The organism is Arthrobacter sp. 05T410, from assembly GCF_056396505.1.
Window position 1 is genome coordinate 1 of the sequence record NZ_JBFTLP010000022.1, and the last position, 19551, is coordinate 19551.

Annotated in this window: 18 protein-coding genes; 10 read left to right on the plus strand and 8 right to left on the minus strand. The window is 67.7% G+C overall.

Features of this window, described 5'->3' with window-relative positions:
- From AC1DFR_RS18815 to AC1DFR_RS18830, 4 genes are all read left to right on the plus strand, one after another.
- Positions 1 to 1173, plus strand: a 1173-nt coding sequence (locus AC1DFR_RS18815) for a thiolase family protein (RefSeq protein ID WP_476874167.1), incomplete at its 5' end; no start/stop codon positions are given.
- Between the two features lie 18 nt (positions 1174 to 1191).
- Complete coding sequence (locus tag AC1DFR_RS18820; RefSeq protein WP_229993600.1) at positions 1192 to 1851, plus strand: 3-oxoacid CoA-transferase subunit A; 660 nt, start codon at positions 1192 to 1194, stop codon at positions 1849 to 1851.
- Between the two features lies 1 nt (position 1852).
- Positions 1853 to 2560, plus strand: coding sequence for a 3-oxoacid CoA-transferase subunit B (locus AC1DFR_RS18825; protein WP_230007404.1), 708 nt, complete (start codon positions 1853 to 1855; stop codon positions 2558 to 2560).
- 62 nt (positions 2561 to 2622) lie between these two features.
- Complete coding sequence (locus tag AC1DFR_RS18830; RefSeq protein ID WP_079555075.1) at positions 2623 to 3429, plus strand: IclR family transcriptional regulator domain-containing protein; 807 nt, start codon at positions 2623 to 2625, stop codon at positions 3427 to 3429.
- Between the two features lie 84 nt (positions 3430 to 3513).
- On the opposite strand, the gene AC1DFR_RS18835 is transcribed toward AC1DFR_RS18830, so the two are convergent.
- Positions 3514 to 3750, minus strand: coding sequence for a hypothetical protein (locus AC1DFR_RS18835; RefSeq protein WP_476851420.1), 237 nt, complete (start codon positions 3748 to 3750; stop codon positions 3514 to 3516).
- A 172-nt stretch (positions 3751 to 3922) separates the two neighbouring features.
- Between AC1DFR_RS18835 and AC1DFR_RS18840 the strand changes: the two genes are divergently transcribed.
- Positions 3923 to 4882, plus strand: a complete 960-nt coding sequence (locus AC1DFR_RS18840; RefSeq protein WP_476857682.1) for a diacylglycerol/lipid kinase family protein — start codon at positions 3923 to 3925, stop codon at positions 4880 to 4882.
- A 63-nt stretch (positions 4883 to 4945) separates the two neighbouring features.
- Here AC1DFR_RS18840 and AC1DFR_RS18845 read toward each other — a convergent pair whose 3' ends face one another.
- The 3 genes from AC1DFR_RS18845 to mscL form a co-directional block, all read right to left on the minus strand.
- A complete protein-coding gene (locus AC1DFR_RS18845; protein WP_476857683.1) occupies positions 4946 to 5827 on the minus strand; it encodes an ACT domain-containing protein in 882 nt (293 codons plus the stop codon).
- Positions 5828 to 5917: 90 nt separating this feature from the next.
- Positions 5918 to 6511, minus strand: coding sequence for a DinB family protein (locus AC1DFR_RS18850; RefSeq protein ID WP_476857684.1), 594 nt, complete (start codon positions 6509 to 6511; stop codon positions 5918 to 5920).
- Between the two features lie 94 nt (positions 6512 to 6605).
- Positions 6606 to 7136 (minus strand): large conductance mechanosensitive channel protein MscL, encoded by a 531-nt coding sequence (gene mscL / locus AC1DFR_RS18855; protein WP_476857685.1) that lies wholly within the window; start codon positions 7134 to 7136, stop codon positions 6606 to 6608.
- Positions 7137 to 7379: 243 nt separating this feature from the next.
- Between mscL and AC1DFR_RS18860 the strand changes: the two genes are divergently transcribed.
- Positions 7380 to 8462 carry an FUSC family protein gene (locus AC1DFR_RS18860; RefSeq protein WP_476874168.1) on the plus strand — a complete coding sequence of 361 codons (1083 nt, stop codon included), beginning with the start codon at positions 7380 to 7382 and terminating at the stop codon, positions 8460 to 8462.
- A gap of 13 nt (positions 8463 to 8475) precedes the next feature.
- Here AC1DFR_RS18860 and AC1DFR_RS18865 read toward each other — a convergent pair whose 3' ends face one another.
- A complete protein-coding gene (locus AC1DFR_RS18865; RefSeq protein WP_476874169.1) occupies positions 8476 to 9777 on the minus strand; it encodes an MFS transporter in 1302 nt (433 codons plus the stop codon).
- Positions 9778 to 9910: 133 nt separating this feature from the next.
- Here AC1DFR_RS18865 and AC1DFR_RS18870 point away from each other — a divergent pair, with 133 nt between their 5' ends.
- The 4 genes from AC1DFR_RS18870 to AC1DFR_RS18885 all read left to right on the plus strand — a co-directional run bounded on the left by AC1DFR_RS18870 (position 9911) and on the right by AC1DFR_RS18885 (position 13581).
- Positions 9911 to 10690: an IclR family transcriptional regulator gene (locus AC1DFR_RS18870; RefSeq protein WP_476874192.1), complete on the plus strand. Its 780-nt coding sequence runs from the start codon at positions 9911 to 9913 to the stop codon at positions 10688 to 10690.
- A gap of 93 nt (positions 10691 to 10783) precedes the next feature.
- Positions 10784 to 11974, plus strand: coding sequence for a 4-hydroxybenzoate 3-monooxygenase (locus AC1DFR_RS18875; protein WP_476874170.1), 1191 nt, complete (start codon positions 10784 to 10786; stop codon positions 11972 to 11974).
- 117 nt (positions 11975 to 12091) lie between these two features.
- On the plus strand, positions 12092 to 12484 hold the full coding sequence (locus tag AC1DFR_RS18880; protein ID WP_476874171.1) for a nuclear transport factor 2 family protein: 393 nt from the start codon (positions 12092 to 12094) through the stop codon (positions 12482 to 12484).
- 44 nt (positions 12485 to 12528) lie between these two features.
- Positions 12529 to 13581, plus strand: coding sequence for an FAD-dependent monooxygenase (locus AC1DFR_RS18885; protein ID WP_476874193.1), 1053 nt, complete (start codon positions 12529 to 12531; stop codon positions 13579 to 13581).
- Here the strand turns inward: AC1DFR_RS18885 and AC1DFR_RS18890 are convergent.
- From AC1DFR_RS18890 to AC1DFR_RS18900, 3 genes are all read right to left on the minus strand, one after another.
- A complete protein-coding gene (locus AC1DFR_RS18890; RefSeq protein ID WP_079555099.1) occupies positions 13520 to 13954 on the minus strand; it encodes an acyl-CoA thioesterase in 435 nt (144 codons plus the stop codon). The two genes, AC1DFR_RS18885 and AC1DFR_RS18890, sit on opposite strands and share 62 nt — an antisense overlap.
- A 70-nt stretch (positions 13955 to 14024) precedes the next feature.
- Positions 14025 to 14528, minus strand: coding sequence for a GNAT family N-acetyltransferase (locus AC1DFR_RS18895; RefSeq protein ID WP_043436378.1), 504 nt, complete (start codon positions 14526 to 14528; stop codon positions 14025 to 14027).
- 160 nt (positions 14529 to 14688) lie between these two features.
- The gene (locus AC1DFR_RS18900) at positions 14689 to 19545 is read right to left on the minus strand and encodes an NAD-glutamate dehydrogenase (protein ID WP_476874172.1); all 4857 of its coding nucleotides are present in this window, start codon (positions 19543 to 19545) and stop codon (positions 14689 to 14691) included.
- Positions 19546 to 19551 lie beyond the last annotated feature (6 nt).

A 19551-nucleotide genomic window follows, 5' to 3' on the forward strand; every position in this document is an offset into this window, starting at 1 on the left:
GTGAGGACGCCGTTCGGGAAGTTCGGTTCCGGCCTCGCCGGGATCCGCCCGGATGACCTCGCCGCGCACGTGATCCGCGAATCCGTGAAGCGCGCCCCGGCCCTGGACGTGGAGCGGATCGATGAGGTGGTGTTCGGCAACGCGAACGGCGCCGGCGAGGAGAACCGCAACGTCGCCCGGATGGGCACCCTGCTGGCCGGGCTGCCCGTCTCGRTCCCGGGCACCACGGTCAACCGGCTCTGCGGSTCCTCCCTGGACGCGGCGATCATCGCCTCCCGCCAGATCAACACCGGCGACGCCGAGCTGATGCTGATCGGCGGCGCCGAATCGATGTCCCGGGCCCCGTGGGTGCTGCCSAAGACCGAGAAGCCCTACCCGGCCGGGGACCTGACCCTGGCCTCCACCACGCTCGGCTGGCGGCTGGTGAACAAGGCCATGCCGCAGGACTGGACCATCTCCCTGGGCGAGGCCACCGAACGGCTCCGGGAGAAGTACGGTGTCACCCGCGAGCAGCAGGACGAGTTCTCCGCCGGCTCCCACAACCTCGCCGCCGCGGCCTGGGACGAGGGTTTCTACGACAACCTCGTCGTCCCGGTCCCGGGCACGGACCTGGTCCGCGACGAGGGCATCCGTCCCGGGTCCTCGGCGGAGAAGCTCGCCGGGCTCAAGACCGTGTTCCGGACCGGGAACGGCACCGTCACGGCCGGGAACGCGTCCCCGCTCTCCGACGGCGCGTCCGCGGCGTGGCTGGGCAGTGAAAAGGCCGCCGGGATCCTGGGYCTGGAGCCTTTGGCCCGGATCGCCGGGCGCGGCGCGCACGCCAACGATCCCCAGTACTTCGGCTACGCCCCGGTCGAGGCCGCGAACAAGGCCCTCGCGAAAGCGGGCATCGGCTGGGACCAGGTCGGCGCGGTCGAACTGAACGAGGCGTTCGCCGCGCAGTCCCTGGCCTGCATCAACGCCTGGGGCATCGATGCGGGAATCGTGAACCGGCACGGCGGCGCGATCGCCATGGGCCACCCGCTCGGCGCCTCCGGCGGCCGCATCCTCGGCACCCTGGCCCGTTCCCTGCAGGCCTCCGGGCAGCGCTGGGGCGTCGCCGCGATCTGCATCGGCGTCGGCCAGGGCCTCGCCGTCGTGCTCGAAAACGTAACTTCCCGCGATGCGGCATAGAGGACAGGGCAAAGACAGATGCTGAATTTCATCGACACCGTCGGCGAGGCCGTCGCCGGCATCAAGGATGGCTCCACCGTGATGATCGGCGGCTTCGGCAACGCCGGGCAGCCGTTCGAGCTCATCGACGCGCTGCTGGAGTGCGGCGCCACCGGCCTGACCGTGGTGAACAACAACGCCGGCCAGGGCGACCAGGGCCTGGCCCTGCTGATCAAGGAAGGCCGGGTGAAGAAGATGATCTGCTCCTTCCCGCGGCAGTCCGACTCCTGGCATTTCGACGCCAAGTACCGCGCCGGCGAGGTTGAGCTCGAACTGGTCCCGCAGGGAAACCTCGCCGAGCGGATCCGTGCCGCCGGCGCCGGGATCGGCGGTTTCTTCACGCCCACCGGCTACGGCACCATGCTCGCCGAAGGCAAGGAAACCCGCTTCCTGGACGGCAAGTGGCAGGTGTTCGAGACCCCCATCCACGCCGACGTCGCCCTGATCAAGGCCCTCACGGCGGACGGCCGGGGCAATCTGGTCTACCGTAAAACCGCGCGGAACTTCGGCCCCATCATGGCCGCCGCCGCGAAACACACCATCGCCCAGGTGTCCGGGATCGTCCCCACCGGCGGACTGGACCCGGAAAACATCGTGACCCCCGGCATCTACGTCAACAGCATTGTGAAGGTGGCCTGAGATGAGCATCCCAACCAATGACCAGAGTCTGCGGACCGGCAACCAGGCTGATCTCCAGACGTCCGGCAAGCCGCTGGGCCGTGACGATCTCGCCCGCCTCGTGGCCCGCGACATCGTCCCCGGATCGTTCGTGAACCTCGGCATCGGCCAGCCCACCCTGGTCTCTAACTACCTCGAGCCGGAGCAGAACATCACGCTCCACACCGAGAACGGCATGCTCGGCATGGGCCCGGAGGCCACCGGGGACCAGATCGACGGCGACCTCATCAACGCAGGGAAGATCCCCGTGACCGAACTGCCGGGGGCGTCCTACTTCCACCACGCTGACTCCTTCGCCATCATGCGCGGCGGACACCTGGACATCTGCGTCCTGGGCGCCTTCCAGGTTTCCGCCACCGGCGACCTCGCCAACTGGCACACCGGGGCCCCGGACGCGATCCCCGCCGTCGGCGGCGCCATGGACCTCGCCACCGGCGCCAAGGACGTCTTCGTCATGATGACGCTCCTGACCCGCGACGGCGTGTCCAAACTCGTGGAGACCTGCACGTACCCGCTCACCGGGATCGGCTGCGTGACCCGCGTCTACACCGACAAGGCCGTCTTCCTGACCGGACCCGACGGCGTCCAGGTGCGGGAGACCTTCGGCTGCACGCTCGAGGAACTCCAGGCCATGGTCCCGATGCCGCTCCGGGCGGCGGACCCAAGCTGACAGGCCTGCGGCCGGACAAGCTGTGGGCACCGCTAAAGTGATGCGGGACCGAGAGGCGGAAAATGACTGAGCCAGCCAAGAGCGGCGGCGCGCCCGCGGCCAGCGACCAGTACGTGCAGTCGCTGGCGCGCGGGCTCGCCGTGATCCGTGCCTTCGACACGGAACACCCCAAGATGACGCTGACCGAGGTGGCGGCCCGGACCGAGCTGACCCGGGCCACCGCCCGGCGGTTCCTGCACACGCTCGCGGAGCTGGGCTATGTCCGCACGGACGGCAAGATCTTCGCCCTGACTGCCAAAGTGCTGCAGCTCGGCTACGCCTACCTGTCCGGGCTCTCCCTGCCGCAGCTCGCCCAGCCGCATCTGGAAGAGCTCTCCCTCGAACTGGGGGAGTCGACGTCGGCCGCGGTGCTCGAAGGCACCGACATCGCCTACATCGCCCGGGTGTCCACCCGGCGGATCATGACGGTCGGCATCACGGTGGGCACCCGCTTCCCCGCCTACGCCACCTCCATGGGCAGGGTGCTGCTCGCGGCCCTCCCGCCGGCGAAGCTGGAAGAGTACCTCGCGGCCGCCGAGATCCGGCCCCTCACTCCCGGAGCCATCGGAACGCGGGCCGCCCTCCTGGCGGAGCTGGATACTGTTCGCGCCCAGGGCTGGTGCCTGCTGAACCAGGAGCTGGAGCTGGGCCTGATGTCCATCGCGGCGCCCGTCCACGACGGGCCGAAAGTGGTGGCGGCCATCAACGTCTCGCTGCAGGCCCAGACGGTGTCCGCGCAGCCCGACCCGGACGCCTACCTCAAGGCCGTGCGTGAGGCGGCGCTGGCCACGGCGGAAATTATCTCCGAGGACCTGACCTCGGGCCGGTGAACCGCGTCTCAGACGGGACGTCTGGGAAGGCGTACGTCTGGAAAGAAGTACGTCCGGGAAGGGGTACGTCTGGAAAGAGAACCGTCAGGCAGCGGGATCCGGGATGGGCTCTGTTGAAACCGTGATCGTCACGCCACCGGGTTCGTCACCGATTTTCAAGTGCAGGTCCCTGCCCACCAGCAGGGCATGGATGTCTTCGCTGCCTCCGGGCGCGATCTGCTCGGCCAGCCGTGTGAGCGCCAGCGCCATCGCCCGGCCCCAGTCGTGCGGATCGACGCTGGACGATTCTGCCGTCGCTGAGTAATTCTCTGTTTCAGTCATCTGCCCCCGCTTTCGGCGTCCGGAGCGCAGCCTCCGGCACATCACGAAACCCAGTCTAGTGAGCCTGCGGAGCGCGCGTCCACGATTCGCGCCGGCCCTGCGCAGGTTACGCGGGCACTGCGGCTAGGATTTTAGTTCGGGAACCCTCCGCCGAATTGCCCCTAAGGACGCCATGACAGAGAACAGCACCGCGACGTCGGAGACCCTGGAAACCGGGGACAATACAGCGTCCCGGCGCGCCGCCGTGGTTATCAACCCCATGAAGTCTCCCGGTGAGAGCTTCCGCGCCTCCTTCTTCCGCCTGTGCGAGACCCAGGGCTGGGCGGAGCCGCTGTGGCTGGAAACCACGAAGGAGGACACCGGGCTGGGCCAGGCCCGCGAGGCACTGGAGGCCGGAGTCGACGTTGTGATCGCCGCAGGCGGCGACGGAACGGTCCGCTGCGTGGCGGAAGTCCTCGCAGGCACCGGAACGCCGATGGGCCTGGTGCCCCTGGGGACCGGGAACCTGCTGGCCCGCAATCTCGGCATCGACATCACCGACCCCGTGGCGGCCAGCTACGACGTCCTGAGCGGCACGGACACCAAGGTGGACGTGGTGAAGGCCACGCTGGACCACGCCGAGACGGAATCCACCTTCCTGGTGATGGCCGGACTTGGCTACGACGCCGCCATCATGGCCAACACCGTCGACGAACTCAAGGACCGCGTGGGCTGGCTCGCGTACGTTGAGGCGGGCATCCGGCACCTGCCGGGCAAGCCCATCAGGGCGAAAATCAGCATTGACGGTGAGCACCCGGTACGGCGCCGCATCCGCAGCGTGATGGTGGGTAACTGCGGCAAGATCATGGGTGGCGTGGAGATCTTTCCCGACGCCAAGATCGACGACGGCATCCTGGACGTCGTGATTTTGGCCCCCATCGGCCGGTTCGGCTGGCTGGATGTGCTGGCCGGCGTCTTCGGCCGGAGGAACTCCAAGAACGCGTCGGTGGAATATTTCGCCGGAAAGTCAGCCGAGATCGAACTCGCCCACGAGCAGGAATTCCAGCTCGACGGCGACCCGCTCGGCAAGGCCAAGCACCTCAAGGTCACGGTCGAGCAGGATGCCCTCACCATCCGGATGACAGGCATCTGACCCCGCGCCAACCATCGGGCGGCTATTTCACCGGCCAGCCGGGCCACCGGCCAGCCGGGCCGGCTAACGCGCCGCCGGCCGGTGCGCCAGGATCTCCGCGAGTTCGGCCAAACGGTGTGCGCGGGCGGACTCGGCTGGCGTAAACGGCTCGCCGGGCCGGGAAAACGTAATGGGCCCGTGCCACGCCGTAGGGATTTTCAGGACCGTCCCGTCACCGCCCGTGGAGGGCGGGCCCTCGGTGATGCCGGCGGCCGTTCCGGGGATGATCCGTGCCCGCAGCAGTTCCGCGACCGCCAGCGGCAGCTCCTCCGGGCTGGCGGCGATCCGGGCGGCCAGGCTCAGTGCGCCGGTTTGCCCGTCGGCCATGGCCAGGGCGGTGGTCGGCCAGACGTGCGGGTCCGCTCCGCCGCCGGCCCGCAGCGCCCGGAGCAGCTCGGCTTCGCGGACTTCGCCCGGGGCCGAGAGCACAAACTCGTCCAGCACACCGCCGGCCACGGGATGAACATGAATGCTGAGGATGTTCGTGTTCAGGCCGGCCAGGGCCTGCGTCAGTTTCTGCAGCGACCCGGGCTTGTCTTTCAGGACGGTCCGCGCCCGCCACAGGGCGGGTGCGGCGCCGAGCCGTTTGCGGTGCCGCAGGGCCGGGGCATGCAGCCAGCCCCTGAGCATCCGGGCCGCCGAGGGTTCGGCCACCCAGATCACCAGGATGGTCGCGGTCATGGTCAGCACCAGGACCTTGGCAACGTATGGCAGGTGGGTTTGCACCACCGCCGCGTGCACCAGCAGTTCGATCGGGAGCATCACGGCGACATTGGCCAGGGTCAGCCGTGCCTTGGTCGGTTCGGGCATCTGGCCGCACACTTCGCAGCTCAACTCGGAGGTGGCCGGGGACTGGGCTTTGCCGGTGGTTTTGGCAGGGTTTTTGCCTGTAGCGTTGCGCGTCATGCTCCCATGATTCCGGCCGGCTGTTTCGGCCGGGTTGCCGCCGGGTGACGGTTTCGCGCCGGGACCGGGCCAGGCCGAGTGATCGTGCTGTTACAGGTCCGGTCCACCCTCCGGGCCGCGCTGGAGCAGGTGGCGGTGGGCGTAAAGGTCGCGGAGCAGGGCGACCTCGGCCAGGTGGTGGATCATCTCACGGTTGATGTGCAGGACCAGTGCTGCCATGGGGGCATCGGCGTACGGGCCCTCGGCCGGCCCGCAGGGTGCCGCCAATCCCGATTCGTGGAGGCCCTTCACGCCGTGGACCCACCGGCCGTAGTACTCGTCCAGCTGGGCCAGTGCCCCGGCCGCGGTGCCGGGGTAGGCGAAGCTCTGGTAGTCCAACGGTGGGCCGCCAAAGTGCCATGCCGTGCGTGCGCCGAGGACGCCGACCAGAATGTGGCACAGGCGCCACGCAATGGTTGTCACCGGAGCAGGAACGGGCTCCGGGTAGCTGAAATCTATGGTGAATTCGCCCGAACCCGGCGCGGCCGGCGGCGTTGAGGCGTCTTTGCGGCGGACATTCCAGCCCGGTACCGGCTCCCAAAAGTACTCGTGGTCAGTCAAGCCCTCCAGCCGCGGCCGGGCCTGATTGGCAAAATGCCAGTCCAGTTGGTCCACCAGCTCGTGGTTCCAACTAAGGTCCGGCATGGTGTTCCTCCTTGGCAGCCAGGCTCGCGCGGCGGGGCCCCTACATCAAAGCACTCCGGTCCGGCCGCCCGCCAGAGGGCCCGGCAAGGACGGGTCAGACGTGAGTTCGGCTTGCGGTTCCGGCCGGCTCGGACGAGTGTGCCTTCCCGTCTGGGTACTCCCCGTCCCGGTGTTCCCCGTCCGGGTGTTCCCCGACGCGGGCACGGGTGGCCGCGGAGTCCGGGCCGGCCAGATTGGCCAGCAGGTCGCGGATCTCGGCCAGCAGCGCGGTGTCGGCCGGGATAGGTTTCTCCTCGGGCTCGGCTGCCTTGAGCCGGTTCTTGACCATTCGGTTGATCCGGTTCATGGGGGCCACGAAAATGAAGTACACCACCGCGGCGGTGATGAGGAAGGTCAGGAAGGCCGTCACCACGGCGCCGATGTTGACGAAGGTCTTGTCGTTGCCAGGCCAGACGTAGAAGCCCAGGCCGTGGGTCTCGACTCCGCCGGCGGCAGCCAGGATCGGGTTGACGATGTTTGCGGTGAACGCGCTGACCAGGGCGGTGAAAGCGGTGCCGACCACGACGGCGATGGACAGTTCGATCACGTTGCCACGCAGGATGAAATCCTTGAATCCTTTGAGCATGGGGAACCTCCGGTGTGCGTTGCGGGCTTGATTCAACCGATAGACGCTACCACTTCGCGGTGCAGCCGGCCGATCCCGATCAACGGATTCCGATGCCGCCGCCGCGCCGTTCCGGCGTAAACTCCCTCTTGGATGCCAGCGCCGCCGTCGTAACACTCCGGCTGCAACGAAAGGCGCCTGAACTCATGAACAAATGCGTGAGAACCCGCCCATGAAGAGCTTTTTCGCTGTGAGGCCGGCGCTATGAAGGTGTTCGCCGAGATGTTCACCATCGCGCCGGGCAACAAGGACCACCAGGTTGCCTTCCGCTGCGCCGTGGGAGTCTTTGTTCCGCTGATCACGCTGGTGCTGCTGGACCGCCTGGATCTGGCAATCTTCGCTTCCTTCGGCGCCTTCACCGGCATCTACGGCCGCAACGAGCCGCACGCCAGGCGTCTGACCCTGCAGGTCCGCGGCGGCGGGCTGATGCTGCTGGTGATGTTCCTGGCCGCCCTCACCGCGCGGGTGGACGCCCTGGCCGGGCTGTCGGCGGCAGGCACCACCTGGGTCCTGGTCGTGGCCACCACCGTGATCGCGTGGGGCTGCTCCCTGGTTGTCGCGTGGTGGCGCCTGCGCCCCTCCGGTTCGCTGTTCCATATCTTCGCGTTCGCGGCCATCGCGTCAATCCCCAATCAGCCGCCGCTGTGGCAGGCCATGCTGGTGGCGGTCCTCACGGTGGCTTTCTCCCTGCTGCTCGGCCTGTCCTCGCGGGTGGCCCGGAGCCACCGGACCCCGTGGGTGAATCCGAGACCGGCGGCCCTCACTCCGCGGGAGACACGCACCGCGTGGCATGAAAGCTGGGGCTACCTCGTGGCGGCAGGCTTGGCGGGAACGCTGGGAACCCTGGCCGGGGAATGGCTGGGCATTGGCCACAACTACTGGGCGATGGTGGCCGCCGTCGTCCCGCTGGTGGGCCACACAACCCGGCACCGCGTCAGCCGCGGCCTGCAGCGAATCGCGGGCACAGCCCTGGGGCTGGTGCTGCTCGCCGGCATCCTGCTCCTGCAGCCGACGCCCTGGCAGACGGTGCTGGTCATTGCCGCGTGCCAGTTCGGCGCCGAGATGTTCATCGCCCGCCAGTACATGCTGGCGCAGGTTTTCGTCACGCCGCTGGCCCTGACCTCGACGCTTCTCGTGGCGCCCGTGCCGCCCGGCCTCCTGCTCCGCGACAGAATCGTCGAGACCATCATCGGCGCCGCCGTCGGCATCGCCGTCGTGCTGGCGCCCGGCGCGTGGCGCAAACTCAGGGGCCGCCGCGAGGCGCGGACCCCGGAGCGCTTCTCCTAGGCGCGACTGACGGCTACGAGGGCCCGACGCTGGCGCCGGCGCGGGACACTGCCGGAACGGTCTGCGGGACAAAGGCGAGGGCGAGCACCGCCAGGACGGCGGCCGCGGCGAAAACATAGAAGCCCCACGGGTAGGCGATGCCGGCGGCCACCAGCGCGCCGGTGACGGCCGGGCCCATAATTGCCCCCAGCCGGCCCACGCCGGCGGCAAAGCCCAAAGCGGTGCCGCGCAGGCGGACGGGGAAGAGCTGGGTGACCCAGGCGTAGACCAGAACCTGGGAGCTGAAGACGAACACGCCGGTGACGAAGACGGCGGCATAGAGCACCACTTCGTTCTGGATCTGGACGCTGAGCGCGGCCAGGAACACGGCGGAGAGGCCAAACCAGAGCAGGACGATCTTCTTGGTCCCGTGCCGGTCGGCCAGGACGCCGGCGATCAGCAGGCCCACCACGGCGCCCACGTTCAGGACCAGGAGCAAGGCGAGGCCGGCGTTCAGGCTGTAACCGGCGGAGGCCATGAGCTGCGGCAGCCAGGTGTTCAGGCCGTAGACCAGCAGTAACCCCATGAAGGACGCCACGGCCACACCGGCCGCAATCAGCGGGTAGGGCTTGCGGCCCAAATCCCGGAAGCTGGCGCGTTCTTCCGCGGGCGCGGCCGCGGCCTGTGTGCGGGCCTGGCTGCCGGCCGGGGACTTGGCGGCCGCGGGGATGTGGTGGACCGGCGGGAGGGTCTCCGGAAGCTTGAACCACAGGAAGGGGACCAGGGCGAAGCCGGCCAGGCCGCCGGCCACGAACATGGTCCGCCAGCTTGGAATGACCATGAGGGCCAGGAACGCGGTGGCCACGGCACCGACGTGGTACCCGGTCATAGTCCGGGTGGTGGACTTTCCGGCCGTTCCGGCGGGTGCGTAGTCGTTCATGTAAGCCAGCGCGGCGGGCAGGCAGGCGCCCAGGCCCAGGCCCGCCAGCAGCCGGAACGTGCTGAACCACGCAACGTTGGGTGCGAAGACGACGGCGATCGTAAAGAGGGAGAACCACGCCACGCAGGCCACCAGCAGGTTCCGCCGGCCAAAGCGGTCCGAGAGCGGGGCGATGAAGAGCGCGCCGAGCCCCACACCCACCAGGGAGACGGTTGCGGCGAACGTCGCCCCAACGGCGTCGAAGCCAAGTTCCTGCGACTTGATGAGGGTCGGGATGACCGTGCCGAGCACCACCAGGTCAAAGCCGTCCAGCACCATGGCCAGCCAGCAGAGCCACACGGGCCACCGTGATTTCTCTCCCGATGACGACGACTTGTCCACTGACGACGTTGACATTGTTACCTCAGCGCTAGTGTTTAGGTGATTCCGTGCCCCGGCCGGTGTTCGCCGGGCCTCTTTCCATTGTGAGAGTTGTATCACCGGGCCGTGTTGCATGGGACACTTAAAACCATTCAACGGAAGGGATATGGTGGCCAACTCGAACTCCGGCGACTCGGTGGTGGACCGGGTCCTGCGGTTGATTGCCGCGTTCCCTGAAGGCGTCACGGCGCTGCCGCTCTCGGAGCTTGCCGCGAGGGCGGAGCTCCCCCTGACCACCGCGCACAGGCTCGTCCGGCAGTTGGCCGGGCATGGCCTGCTCGACGTCGGCCCCGGCGGCTCCGTCAGCCTGGGCCTGCGGCTCTGGGAGCTCGCCAACCGCAATTCCCCCACGCTCGAACTCCGCCAGGCAGCCCTGCCCTTCATGGAAGACATCCAGCAGGTGCTGCATCAAAACGTGAACCTCGCCGTGCTGGACGGGCGGGAAGCGCTCTTTGTGGAGCGGCTGTCCCGCCGCGGCTCCGTCGCCAACCGGGCGCAGGTGGCCGGCCGGATGCCCGTGCACGTGTCCTCCGCCGGGCTGGTGCTCATGGCCAACCAGCCCCGCCCCGTCCAGGCCGAGTACCTCGAGGGATTCAGCGATCCGGCCGGCCGGCTGGCTCTGGAGGATCTCCGCGCCCTCCTTGGCGAGGCCGCCCATCGGGGCTATGCCCAGCTGGCCGGCGTCGTGGACCCTGACACGTGGGGGATCGCGGTTCCGGTGCTGGACCGCAGGAAGCACGCTGTGGCGGCCCTCGGCGTCGTCGTTCCCCTTCGCGAGGTGCGCCTGCAGGCGCTTGTTCCCGCCCTCCAGACGGCGGCGCGGGGGATCGGGCGGCGGCTGGGAGAGCCCCGCGAGAATCCTGTATTCCATTCAGCGGAATCCATGTAACGCGCATCACCCCCGGGGGAGCACACTGTTAGCCGGAAGACGAAAACGGCCCCGGCCCCGACCGCCCGGACCCCGCAACGAAGCGAGAAGCACATGGCACAGCGAAAAGTCATCACCACCCAGGTAGCCATCATCGGGGCCGGCCCGGCCGGACTCATGCTGTCCCACCTGCTGGCCAAGGCCGGCATCGAATCCACCGTCCTGGAGATCCGCAGCCACCAGGCGATCTCCGAGACGGTCCGTGCCGGCATCCTTGAGCACGGCTCGGTTAACATGCTCGTCGACAGCGGCGTCTCCGACCGCGTGCTGCGTGACGGCGACCGGCACGACGGAATCGAACTGCGTTTCAACGGCGAAAGCCACCGGATCGACTTCCAGGACCTCGTCGGGGAATCGGTGTGGCTGTACCCGCAGACGGACGTGTTCCTGGACCTCGCCGCACGCCGGAAGGCCGACGGCGGCGACGTCCGCTACGGCGTCACGGACACCACCATCCACGACATCGAAGCCAAGCCCAAGGTCTGGTTTACGGATGTGGACGGCGTCGAGTACGAGCTCCAGGCCGACTTCATCGCCGGCGCGGACGGCTCGCGCAGCCACTGCCGGTTCCAGATTCCCGAGGCGCACCGCAAGTGGTACTTCCACGAGTACCCCTTCGCCTGGTTCGGCATCCTGGCCGAGGCGCCGCGCAGCTCCGACGAGCTGATCTACGCCAACTCGGAGAACGGCTTCGCCCTGATCAGCCAGCGCACGGAGACGGTCCAGCGGATGTACTTCCAGTGCGACCCCAACGAGGACGTCAACAACTGGGATGAGGACCGCATCTGGGACGCCTTCCGCAGCCGCGTCAACGGCAACGGCTTCGAGGTCAAGGAAGGGCCCGTGATCGACAAGACGGTCCTGAAATTCCGCAGCTTCGTCCACGCCCCCATGCGGCACGGCAACCTGTTCCTCGCCGGGGACGCCGCGCACACGGTGCCGCCCACCGGGGCCAAGGGCCTGAACCTGGCGCTGCATGACGTCAAGGTCCTCTTCGAGGGATTCGACAGCTTCTACGCCACCGGCTCCGCCGCGCTCCTGGACGCCTACAGCGACCGCGCCCTGAACAGGGTGTGGAAGGCCCAGCAGTTCTCCTACTGGATGACTTCCATGCTGCACACCCCGGCCGGCGCCGATGATTTCTCCCGCGCCCGCCAGCTTGGCGAGCTCCAGTCCGTGGTGTCCTCCCGCCACGGCAGCGCCTACCTCGCGGAGGCCTACACCGGCTGGCCGGGCGCCCGCTAGAGCACCGGCCGGAATCCCGGCAGGGGGTTGATATTTCCATCGACAGGCCCAGGGGCCAGGACTAGCCTTGAACCGTCCCAGCATGACCCGACAAGGACGATGGAGAGGTGTCCGATAATGGGAACCGCAGAGAATGTTGAACTGGTCCGGCGGGGTTACACGGCCTTCAACGCAGGGGATATGGCGACCCTCAGCGACCTGTTCGCGGAGGACGCAGTCTGGCACGTTGCCGGAAGTGGCGTGCTATCCGGAACCAAACAGGGCCGCGACGCGATCCTGGCGTACTTCGGTGAACTGGGCGCGCGCACCCAAGGTCACTTCCAAGCCAACGTCGAGGACATCGTCGGCGGGGAAAACCACACGGTCGCGATCCAGCAAACCCACGGGGAAGCCAACGGCAAAATCCTGGACATGCCTACCGTCATCACGTTCGTGGTTCGCGACGGACAGATCGCGGAAGGGCGGGAGTTCTTCGAGGACACGGCCAAGGCAGACGACTTCTGGACCTGACCGAACAACCGCATGATCGGCCCCGCCCGCGGGCTGTTTCCATCATCGGCGGCGGCATCGCCGGGCTGGCTCTTGCAGCCCGGCTGGATCCCGCGCGTTTCGAGGTCACGGTCACCGAACAGCGGTCCGGGCTCCCGACCGTGGGGACATCCTTGGCCATGTGGCCCGCGGCCCAGCGCGCCCTCGGCGATTTGGGCATCCTGGACGCCGTCAGGGAGGCCAGCCCGGTGATCGACGGCATGACCGTCCGGGCGGCCTCCGGCAGGGCATGGACATCAGCGCAGGCGACGGGGCTGATCGGCGTCTCCCGGGTTGATCTCGTCCGGCTCCTCGACGGTGCAGTCCCGGCCAGCGTGCGCCGGGTGTCCGGCCGCCTCGACGTCGTCCGTCCCGGTCCTGCCGGCCTCGTGGTGGGCGCTGACGGTGTCCACAGCGCGGTGCGCCGCAGCTGCTGGGGTGCCCGCTCCGGTGCCCGGTACACCCGCTACCTCGCGGTCCGCGGCGTGGTTCCCGGATCGCTGTGGCGGGGGCACACGGGCGAATACTGGGGCCGCGGGCAGCTCTTCGGGATTGGTCCCGCGGCGGCCGGGACCAACTGGTACGCGGCGTTCCGCTCCGGGACGGGACACGGAAGCCTCGACGTCGCCGCGGTCCTGGCGGAAACCCGCGCCCGCTACGCAGGCTACGCCCCGGGCATCCGCGACGTCCTGGCCGCTGCGGAACCGGAAACGACCCTGGTGCAGCGGATCTGGACGACGCCGCCGCTTGGTAGCTATGTCCGCGCCCGGGTGGCACTGCTCGGGGATGCCGCCCACGCGATGACACCCAACCTTGGCCGGGGTGCCTGCGAGGCGCTGGTCGATGCCGTGACCCTCGCGGCGCTGCTCAACACCCGGCCCGTGGACGAGGCCCTGGGCGCCTACAACCGTGCGCGCCACCTCCGCACCCAGGCGTTGCGGTGGGCGTCGTCGGCCGTGATGCGGCTGGCCCTGGCGGAGCGGGGCCAGCCTGTGCGGGACGCGCTGCTGGGCTTGGCTAGTCCTGGTCCAGGGTCTCGGTCAGATGGTGCGTTGGAATCCGGTCCCGGTCGTAGGTGATCTCGGTATAGCCGTGCGGCTCTGGCTTACCGGACGGGCTCAGGTTCACGAAGACGATCTCATCAATGGTGAGGATGCTGCGGCGCGTGATCATGTTCCGGACTTCGGCCCGCATGGTCAGCGATGTCCGGCCGAAACGGGTCGCGGTCAGGCCCATTTCGATCAGGTCGCCCTGGACCGCGGAGCTGACGAAGTTGATTTCGGAGATGTATTTGGTGACGGCCCGGCCGTTGCCCAGCTGCAGGATGGCGTAGATGGCCGCCTCCTCGTCGATCCACTTCAGCAGGCTCCCGCCGAACAGGGTGCCGTTGGCGTTGAGGTCCTCGGGCCGCACCCATTTGCGGGTGCGAAAGGTGATGTCGGCCGATTCCATAGTGCGAGGTTAGCCGACTCCGTGACCGGCGGCGTTGTGTGACGCAGCCGGCCCGGGGCGGCGCGCGGCCTCACGCCATGGCGGTGTGCGCGGCGCTGTGCGAATCGATCGGCTTCGCGTAGCAGTACGAGTGCACCAGGCCTACATAAGGCCCAAAGTTCGGCACGGAAACGAAGCCCGAGTTCTCGTAGAACTGCCGGCCGTCGGTCTGCACCGAGCCGGCCTCCGCAGTCAGGGTGGTGATTCCCAGCGCGTGGGCGTGGGCTTCGAGGGCCGCGAGGATGGAGCTCGCCACTCCTGAGCCACGGGTGTAGGGCAGTACGTAGAGGCGTTTGATTTCAGCGGTGGTGGCGTCCAGCATGCGAAGGCCGCCGCAGCCCACCGGCTGGCCTGAGGCTTTGTCGTGCGCCACCAGGAACACCGCCGTGTCCGCTTCCGACGGCGGCGGGCCGGGTTCGTGGTCGGGCCGGCCGAAGCGGGCCTCGAGTTCCGCCTGCTGGGCTGCCCTCAGGTCCGCTCCGACGGGGTTCGCCCAAGTGACCTGACGGATGTTGAGCCGCGGGTTGGTCTGCATCACTGCCTCGATTCGCCGAAGTGTTATGCAGTCCAAGGCTAGGCACCAGCGGTTTCGGCTGTGTTTCCTGCCGGTAAGCGTCGCGAGAACTGTGGGCGGATGGCAGTGCAGTTGCGGCTTCCGGCTCGACTTTCCGGGTCGACGTGGCGACGGCCACAGCCTAGCGGCGCACCAGTGTCCGCAGGAGTTTCAGCGCCACGGAGATCGAGGCGATATCCACTTGGCCCGGTTTGGTCACTTCCGCGAAGGTGTCCTTGATCCGTGCCAGCTGCTCCTGGTGCCCGCGTTCCCAGGCCACGATGCGCTCCACGGCATCGGACGTGCCGGCGTCGGTGGCATTCAGGCCCTGGGTTGTCGCCATTACCGAGACGGTCATGTCGGCTACGGCGGAATACACATCGTCGCGCAGGGCTGCCCGCGCGAGAGACTCCCAGCGGCTCTGCCGGGGCAGGTCGGTGATGCTGAGCAGCAGGTTCGCGGCGCCGATGCGCTGGAACACCGCGTAGTACAGGTCAGCAATAGTGGGGATGGGTTCGCGCACCTGTTCGGAGATCAGGGAGATGTCCAGCAACCCGAAACTCTCCAACAGGTCCGAGGCGCGCAGGCCCAGCTCCCGGGGCATCCCCAAGGCGGCCCAGTGCGCGAGTCTGTCTTCCACGCGGTCCAGGTCGGAGCCGCGGAGGTAGTCCAATGTTCGGGTCCGCAGCAGTTCCAGAGTGGGCATGATCCTGTCCAAGGCCGCGGCCACGGGCTGGTCGCGATGGTCATGCGTCACGTACCATCGCGTGGCCCGGTCGAGGATCCGGCGCATGTGCAGCGTCGCCTCGGCGACGTGTTCGGTGGGATATCCGGCGGGGAGTGCGGCCAGCCGGGTGACGATCCACGGCAGGTCGTAGGCCTCGCGCGCCACCACAAAGGCCCTGGCAACGGCGGCGGCGGTGGCAGTGGTTTCCTCGATGGCACGGAAGGCGAATGTGATTCCGCCGAGATTGATCATGTCGTTGGCCACCACTGTGCACACGATCTGGCGGCGCAGCGGGTGGTCCGCCAGCTCTGCTTCAAAGCGTTCGGACAGCTGGCGTGGAAAATAGCCGCGGAGCACGCGCCGGAACCACGGGTCATCGGCAAGGTCGCTGGCGTTGAGCTCCGCTGCCAGTTCGATCTTTGCGTAGGCGGCCAGCACCGACAGTTCCGGCGCGGTCAGGCCCTCACCTGACCGCAGCCGTTCCCTGAGTTGTTCGTTGCTTGGCAGGCCCTCCAGCTTGCGGTCAAGGTCCGTGGCGTTCTCGAGCCAGTCCATGGTCCGTTCGAAGCCCGGGCTCCATTCCCGCACCAGGTGCCGGTCGTTGAAGAGCAGGACATTCTGGTCCGCGTTGTTGGCCAGCACAAGGCGGGCCACCTCGTCCGTGAGGGAATGCAGGAAGCCGGCGCGTTCCGGCGACGGCATCTTTCCCGCCGCGATCATCCGGTCCACGAAGATCTTGATGTTTACTTCATGATCCGAGCAGTCCACGCCGGCTGAATTATCGATGGCGTCGGTATTGAGCAGGACGCCTGCCAGGGCGGCCTCGATCCGTCCGAGCTGCGTGATTCCGAGGTTCCCGCCCTCGGCGATGATCTTCGCCCGCACCTCATTGCCGTTGACCCTGACGGGGTCGTTCGCCTTGTCGCCAACCCCGGTGTTGGCCTCTGATGAGGCCTTGATGTAAGTTCCGATGCCGCCGTTGTACAGCAGGTCCACGGGCGCCCGGAGGATGGCCTGAAGCAGAGCGTGTGGCGGCAGGGACACGGTGCCCGGTTCCAGGCCCAGAGAGCTCCTGACCTGTTCAGTGATGCCGATGGACTTGGCCCGGCGGGAATGGACACGACCGCCCTCGCTGATCAGTGCTGGATCGTAGTCCGCCCAAGATGAGCGGGGGAGGGCAAAGAGCCGCCGCCGTTCCTCGAACGAGGCCCCCGCATCCGGCGCCGGGTCAAGAAAGATGTGGCGGTGATCGAAAGCCGCCACCAGCCGGATGTGGCGGGAGAGGAGCATCCCGTTCCCAAAGACGTCGCCGCCCATATCGCCGATGCCGGCAACTGTGAAGTCCTCTGTCTGGCAGTCCATCCCGAGTTCGCGGAAATGCTGTTTCACCGATTCCCAGGCCCCGCGGGCCGTGATGCCCATCTGCTTATGGTCATAGCCCACGGTCCCGCCGGACGCGAAGGTATCGCCCAGCCAGAAGCCGTACTCCGCTGCCACCGCGTTCGCAGCGTCGGAAAATGACGCTGTTCCCTTGTCCGCCGCCACCACGAGGTAATAGTCGTCGACGTCGTGCCGCACCACTCGCGCCGGAGGCACCACTGTTTCGCCGTGGGCGGTGGTGACCAGGTTGTCGGTGATGTCCAGCAGCCCGCGGACGAAGGTCCGATAGCATTCCAGGCCCTCCGTCAGCCAGGCGTCGCGGTCCATGGCCGGGTCCGGCAACTGTTTGGGATAGAAGCCGCCCTTGGCGCCGGTTGGCACTATCACCGAGTTCTTCACGTTCTGCGCCTTGACCAGGCCAAGGACCTCGGTGCGGAAATCCTCGCTCCGGTCGGACCAGCGCAGCCCGCCCCGGGCCAGTGCCCCGAAGCGCAGGTGGACGCCTTCCACGCGGGGCGAGTACACCCAGATTTCATATTTGGGACGGGGAAGCGGGGCACCCGCGATCGCGGAAGGGTTCAGTTTGAAACTCAGGTGGGGCTTCGCTTGGAAGTAGTTAGTGCGGAGCGTGGATTCCACCAAGTTCATGAAGGTGCGCAACAGCCGGTCGGCGTCGAGGACGGGAATGTCGTCGATCGCGGCCAGCAGATCCCTCCGAGCCGCGTCGGTGTCCCCGAACCGGCGTGCCGCCTCCAGCTCGGGATCGAACTTGGCCCTGAACAATGCCAGGAGCGCGTGGGTCGCCCGGACATTGACCAGCAGGGTATCGGCCATGAAGCCGTAAGAGGTCGTCGTGCCCAATTGCTGCAGGTACTTGGCATAGCTGCGCAGGATTGCCGCCTGGCGCCACTCGATGCCCTCCCGGAGGACGAGGCCGTCAAAGCGGTCCGATTCTGAGTCCCCACGCATGGCAGCTCCGAAGGCATCCCCCAGCAGCCCGCTGGTGCGGGACGGATCCACGCCGGCCGGGTAGCGGACGCCAAGGTCATAGAGGAACAAGGCCCGGTCCCTCCCGCGCACCACATCGAAGGGCCGTTGGTTCAGCACCTCCAGTCCGAGGTTGTGGAAGAACGGCAGGATCCGCGTCAGGCTGTGGGCGGTGGTCAGGTAAAGCCGGATCCGTGCGTCTTCGGCCAGCGTCGGGGAGGCATCGGTGCGGACATAAACGGCCAGCTGAGGATCTTTCAGCGGTCGCCCGCCCGTGCCGTCGAGATCGAACCGCTCAAACGTATTGATGTCCTCGACCGCGTCCTCGACCTCGAAATCAGCCCGGTAGCTGGCCGGGAAGGCGGCGGACCACAGCGCCGACAACCGGCTGGCCTCCGCCGACGGCAACCTGTCACGGAGCGCTTCGTCCAGGCCCTGGGCCCAGGTCCGCGTTGCGCTGACAATGCTCCGCTCCACTTCAGCGGGATCGACGTCGGGCATCCCGCCGGCGGGCAACAGTATCCGGAAGAACACGCGGGCCATCGGGGATTCACTAAGCCTGACTTCGAACTCGAGCGAGGAGGACCCGAAAGCCTGTTTAAGCTCGTGTTCAATCCGGAGGCGGACGGCCGTGCTGTACCTGGGCCGGGGGAGGAACACCAGCGCGGTCATGAAGCGCCCGTAGCTGTCAGCGCGCAGGAACACCCGTGTCTGGTGGTGGGCCTGCAGGCGCAGAATCTCTCGGGCAAGCCCGGAAAGTTCATCCAGGTCCCGGTGGAACAGCTCGTCCAGGGGGAAGGACTCGAGGACGGTGAGGAGCTGCTTGCCAGGGTGGGAGGCCTCGGTGAAGCCGAAGCGCTCCTGGATGGCGCGTACCTTGTCCCGGATGACCGGGATGCGCCGCACGGACCGGCCCGTGGCGCCCGGGGCGAAAAGGCCCACAAACCTGACTTCTCCCGTGGCCTTCCCGGCGCTGCCGAAGGTCCGGACGAGGATTTCATCCAAGTAAGCCGGGCGGGGGACGGATGATCTCAGATCCGAAATGGAGATGGTGAGGACCTGCGAATGGGGCAGCCCCGTAACAGGCTGGCGGGCCTCCGGCCGCCCGTCCCTGAGCAGGCCCAGCCCCGCGCCGGGCAGCAACGACACAACATCCGGGCCCTCCGCCGTCGAGTATTCATATTCGCTGTATCCCAGAAACATGAAGTTGCCGCGGTCAAGCCAGCCCAGGAGCTCACCGAGCTGCTCCGGAGCCGGAACCGTGCCGGCGGGCAGCAGGTCCAGGGAGTTGATGGTGCGGGCGAGACGGGCGTGGATGGCTGGGGTGTCATCAGCGACCAACTGGACGTCCGCCAGGACACGCCGCACGTTGGCGGTGAGCTCCACAATGGCCCGTGACCCCGGCAGGCGGCCTATCTCTGCCGCCACCCACGTTTCGGATCTCCACCCCGGTGGGGCCTGGACGGTGCCTGCCGCCGCGGCGCCCGGGACGCCGGCAATTGGGCCCGTCGGTCCGGACTGCGAGGACCCATGCCGTACTTCCACCAACCGATCAGTCCGCGGATCCCGCCGCACCAGAAAATTGGGATGCACCAGTAACCGAATGGACTCGTTTTGGCGGGCCAGCTCCGCAGTAAGCGAATGGATCAGGTGCGGAATGGCGTCGGCAACCACCAGCAGGACGCTGGCGTCGCTTTCGTTCAGGATGTCGACGGCCGCCGTGCCTGCCGGACGGCCGTCCGCTAGTTCCGCATGGTGCCTGGAGCGCTGCTCCAGGTTTTCTGGACTGTAGCCTTGGAGGTCCTCCGGCGCAGCGTGTTCGTAGTACGCCGCGAGGAACTGGTCATCGAAGCCAGGGAAAACGTGGCCGGGCGCATGCCCCGGGTGTACCGATTTGCGTGACATGCCCCT

Excerpts from the sequence above, each read along its gene's own strand:
- AC1DFR_RS18820 (WP_229993600.1), top strand. The coding sequence starts at position 1,192 with ATGCTGAATTTCATCGACACCGTCGGCGAGGCCGTCGCCGGCATCAAG.
- AC1DFR_RS18825 (WP_230007404.1), top strand. The coding sequence starts at position 1,853 with ATGAGCATCCCAACCAATGACCAGAGTCTGCGGACCGGCAACCAGGCT.
- AC1DFR_RS18830 (WP_079555075.1), top strand. The coding sequence starts at position 2,623 with ATGACTGAGCCAGCCAAGAGCGGCGGCGCGCCCGCGGCCAGCGACCAG.
- AC1DFR_RS18835 (WP_476851420.1), bottom strand. The coding sequence starts at position 3,750 with ATGACTGAAACAGAGAATTACTCAGCGACGGCAGAATCGTCCAGCGTC.
- AC1DFR_RS18840 (WP_476857682.1), top strand. The coding sequence starts at position 3,923 with ATGACAGAGAACAGCACCGCGACGTCGGAGACCCTGGAAACCGGGGAC.
- AC1DFR_RS18845 (WP_476857683.1), bottom strand. The coding sequence starts at position 5,827 with ATGACGCGCAACGCTACAGGCAAAAACCCTGCCAAAACCACCGGCAAA.
- AC1DFR_RS18850 (WP_476857684.1), bottom strand. The coding sequence starts at position 6,511 with ATGCCGGACCTTAGTTGGAACCACGAGCTGGTGGACCAACTGGACTGG.
- mscL (WP_476857685.1), bottom strand. The coding sequence starts at position 7,136 with ATGCTCAAAGGATTCAAGGATTTCATCCTGCGTGGCAACGTGATCGAA.
- AC1DFR_RS18860 (WP_476874168.1), top strand. The coding sequence starts at position 7,380 with ATGAAGGTGTTCGCCGAGATGTTCACCATCGCGCCGGGCAACAAGGAC.
- AC1DFR_RS18865 (WP_476874169.1), bottom strand. The coding sequence starts at position 9,777 with ATGTCAACGTCGTCAGTGGACAAGTCGTCGTCATCGGGAGAGAAATCA.
- AC1DFR_RS18875 (WP_476874170.1), top strand. The coding sequence starts at position 10,784 with ATGGCACAGCGAAAAGTCATCACCACCCAGGTAGCCATCATCGGGGCC.
- AC1DFR_RS18880 (WP_476874171.1), top strand. The coding sequence starts at position 12,092 with ATGGGAACCGCAGAGAATGTTGAACTGGTCCGGCGGGGTTACACGGCC.
- AC1DFR_RS18890 (WP_079555099.1), bottom strand. The coding sequence starts at position 13,954 with ATGGAATCGGCCGACATCACCTTTCGCACCCGCAAATGGGTGCGGCCC.
- AC1DFR_RS18895 (WP_043436378.1), bottom strand. The coding sequence starts at position 14,528 with ATGCAGACCAACCCGCGGCTCAACATCCGTCAGGTCACTTGGGCGAAC.
- AC1DFR_RS18900 (WP_476874172.1), bottom strand. The coding sequence starts at position 19,545 with ATGTCACGCAAATCGGTACACCCGGGGCATGCGCCCGGCCACGTTTTC.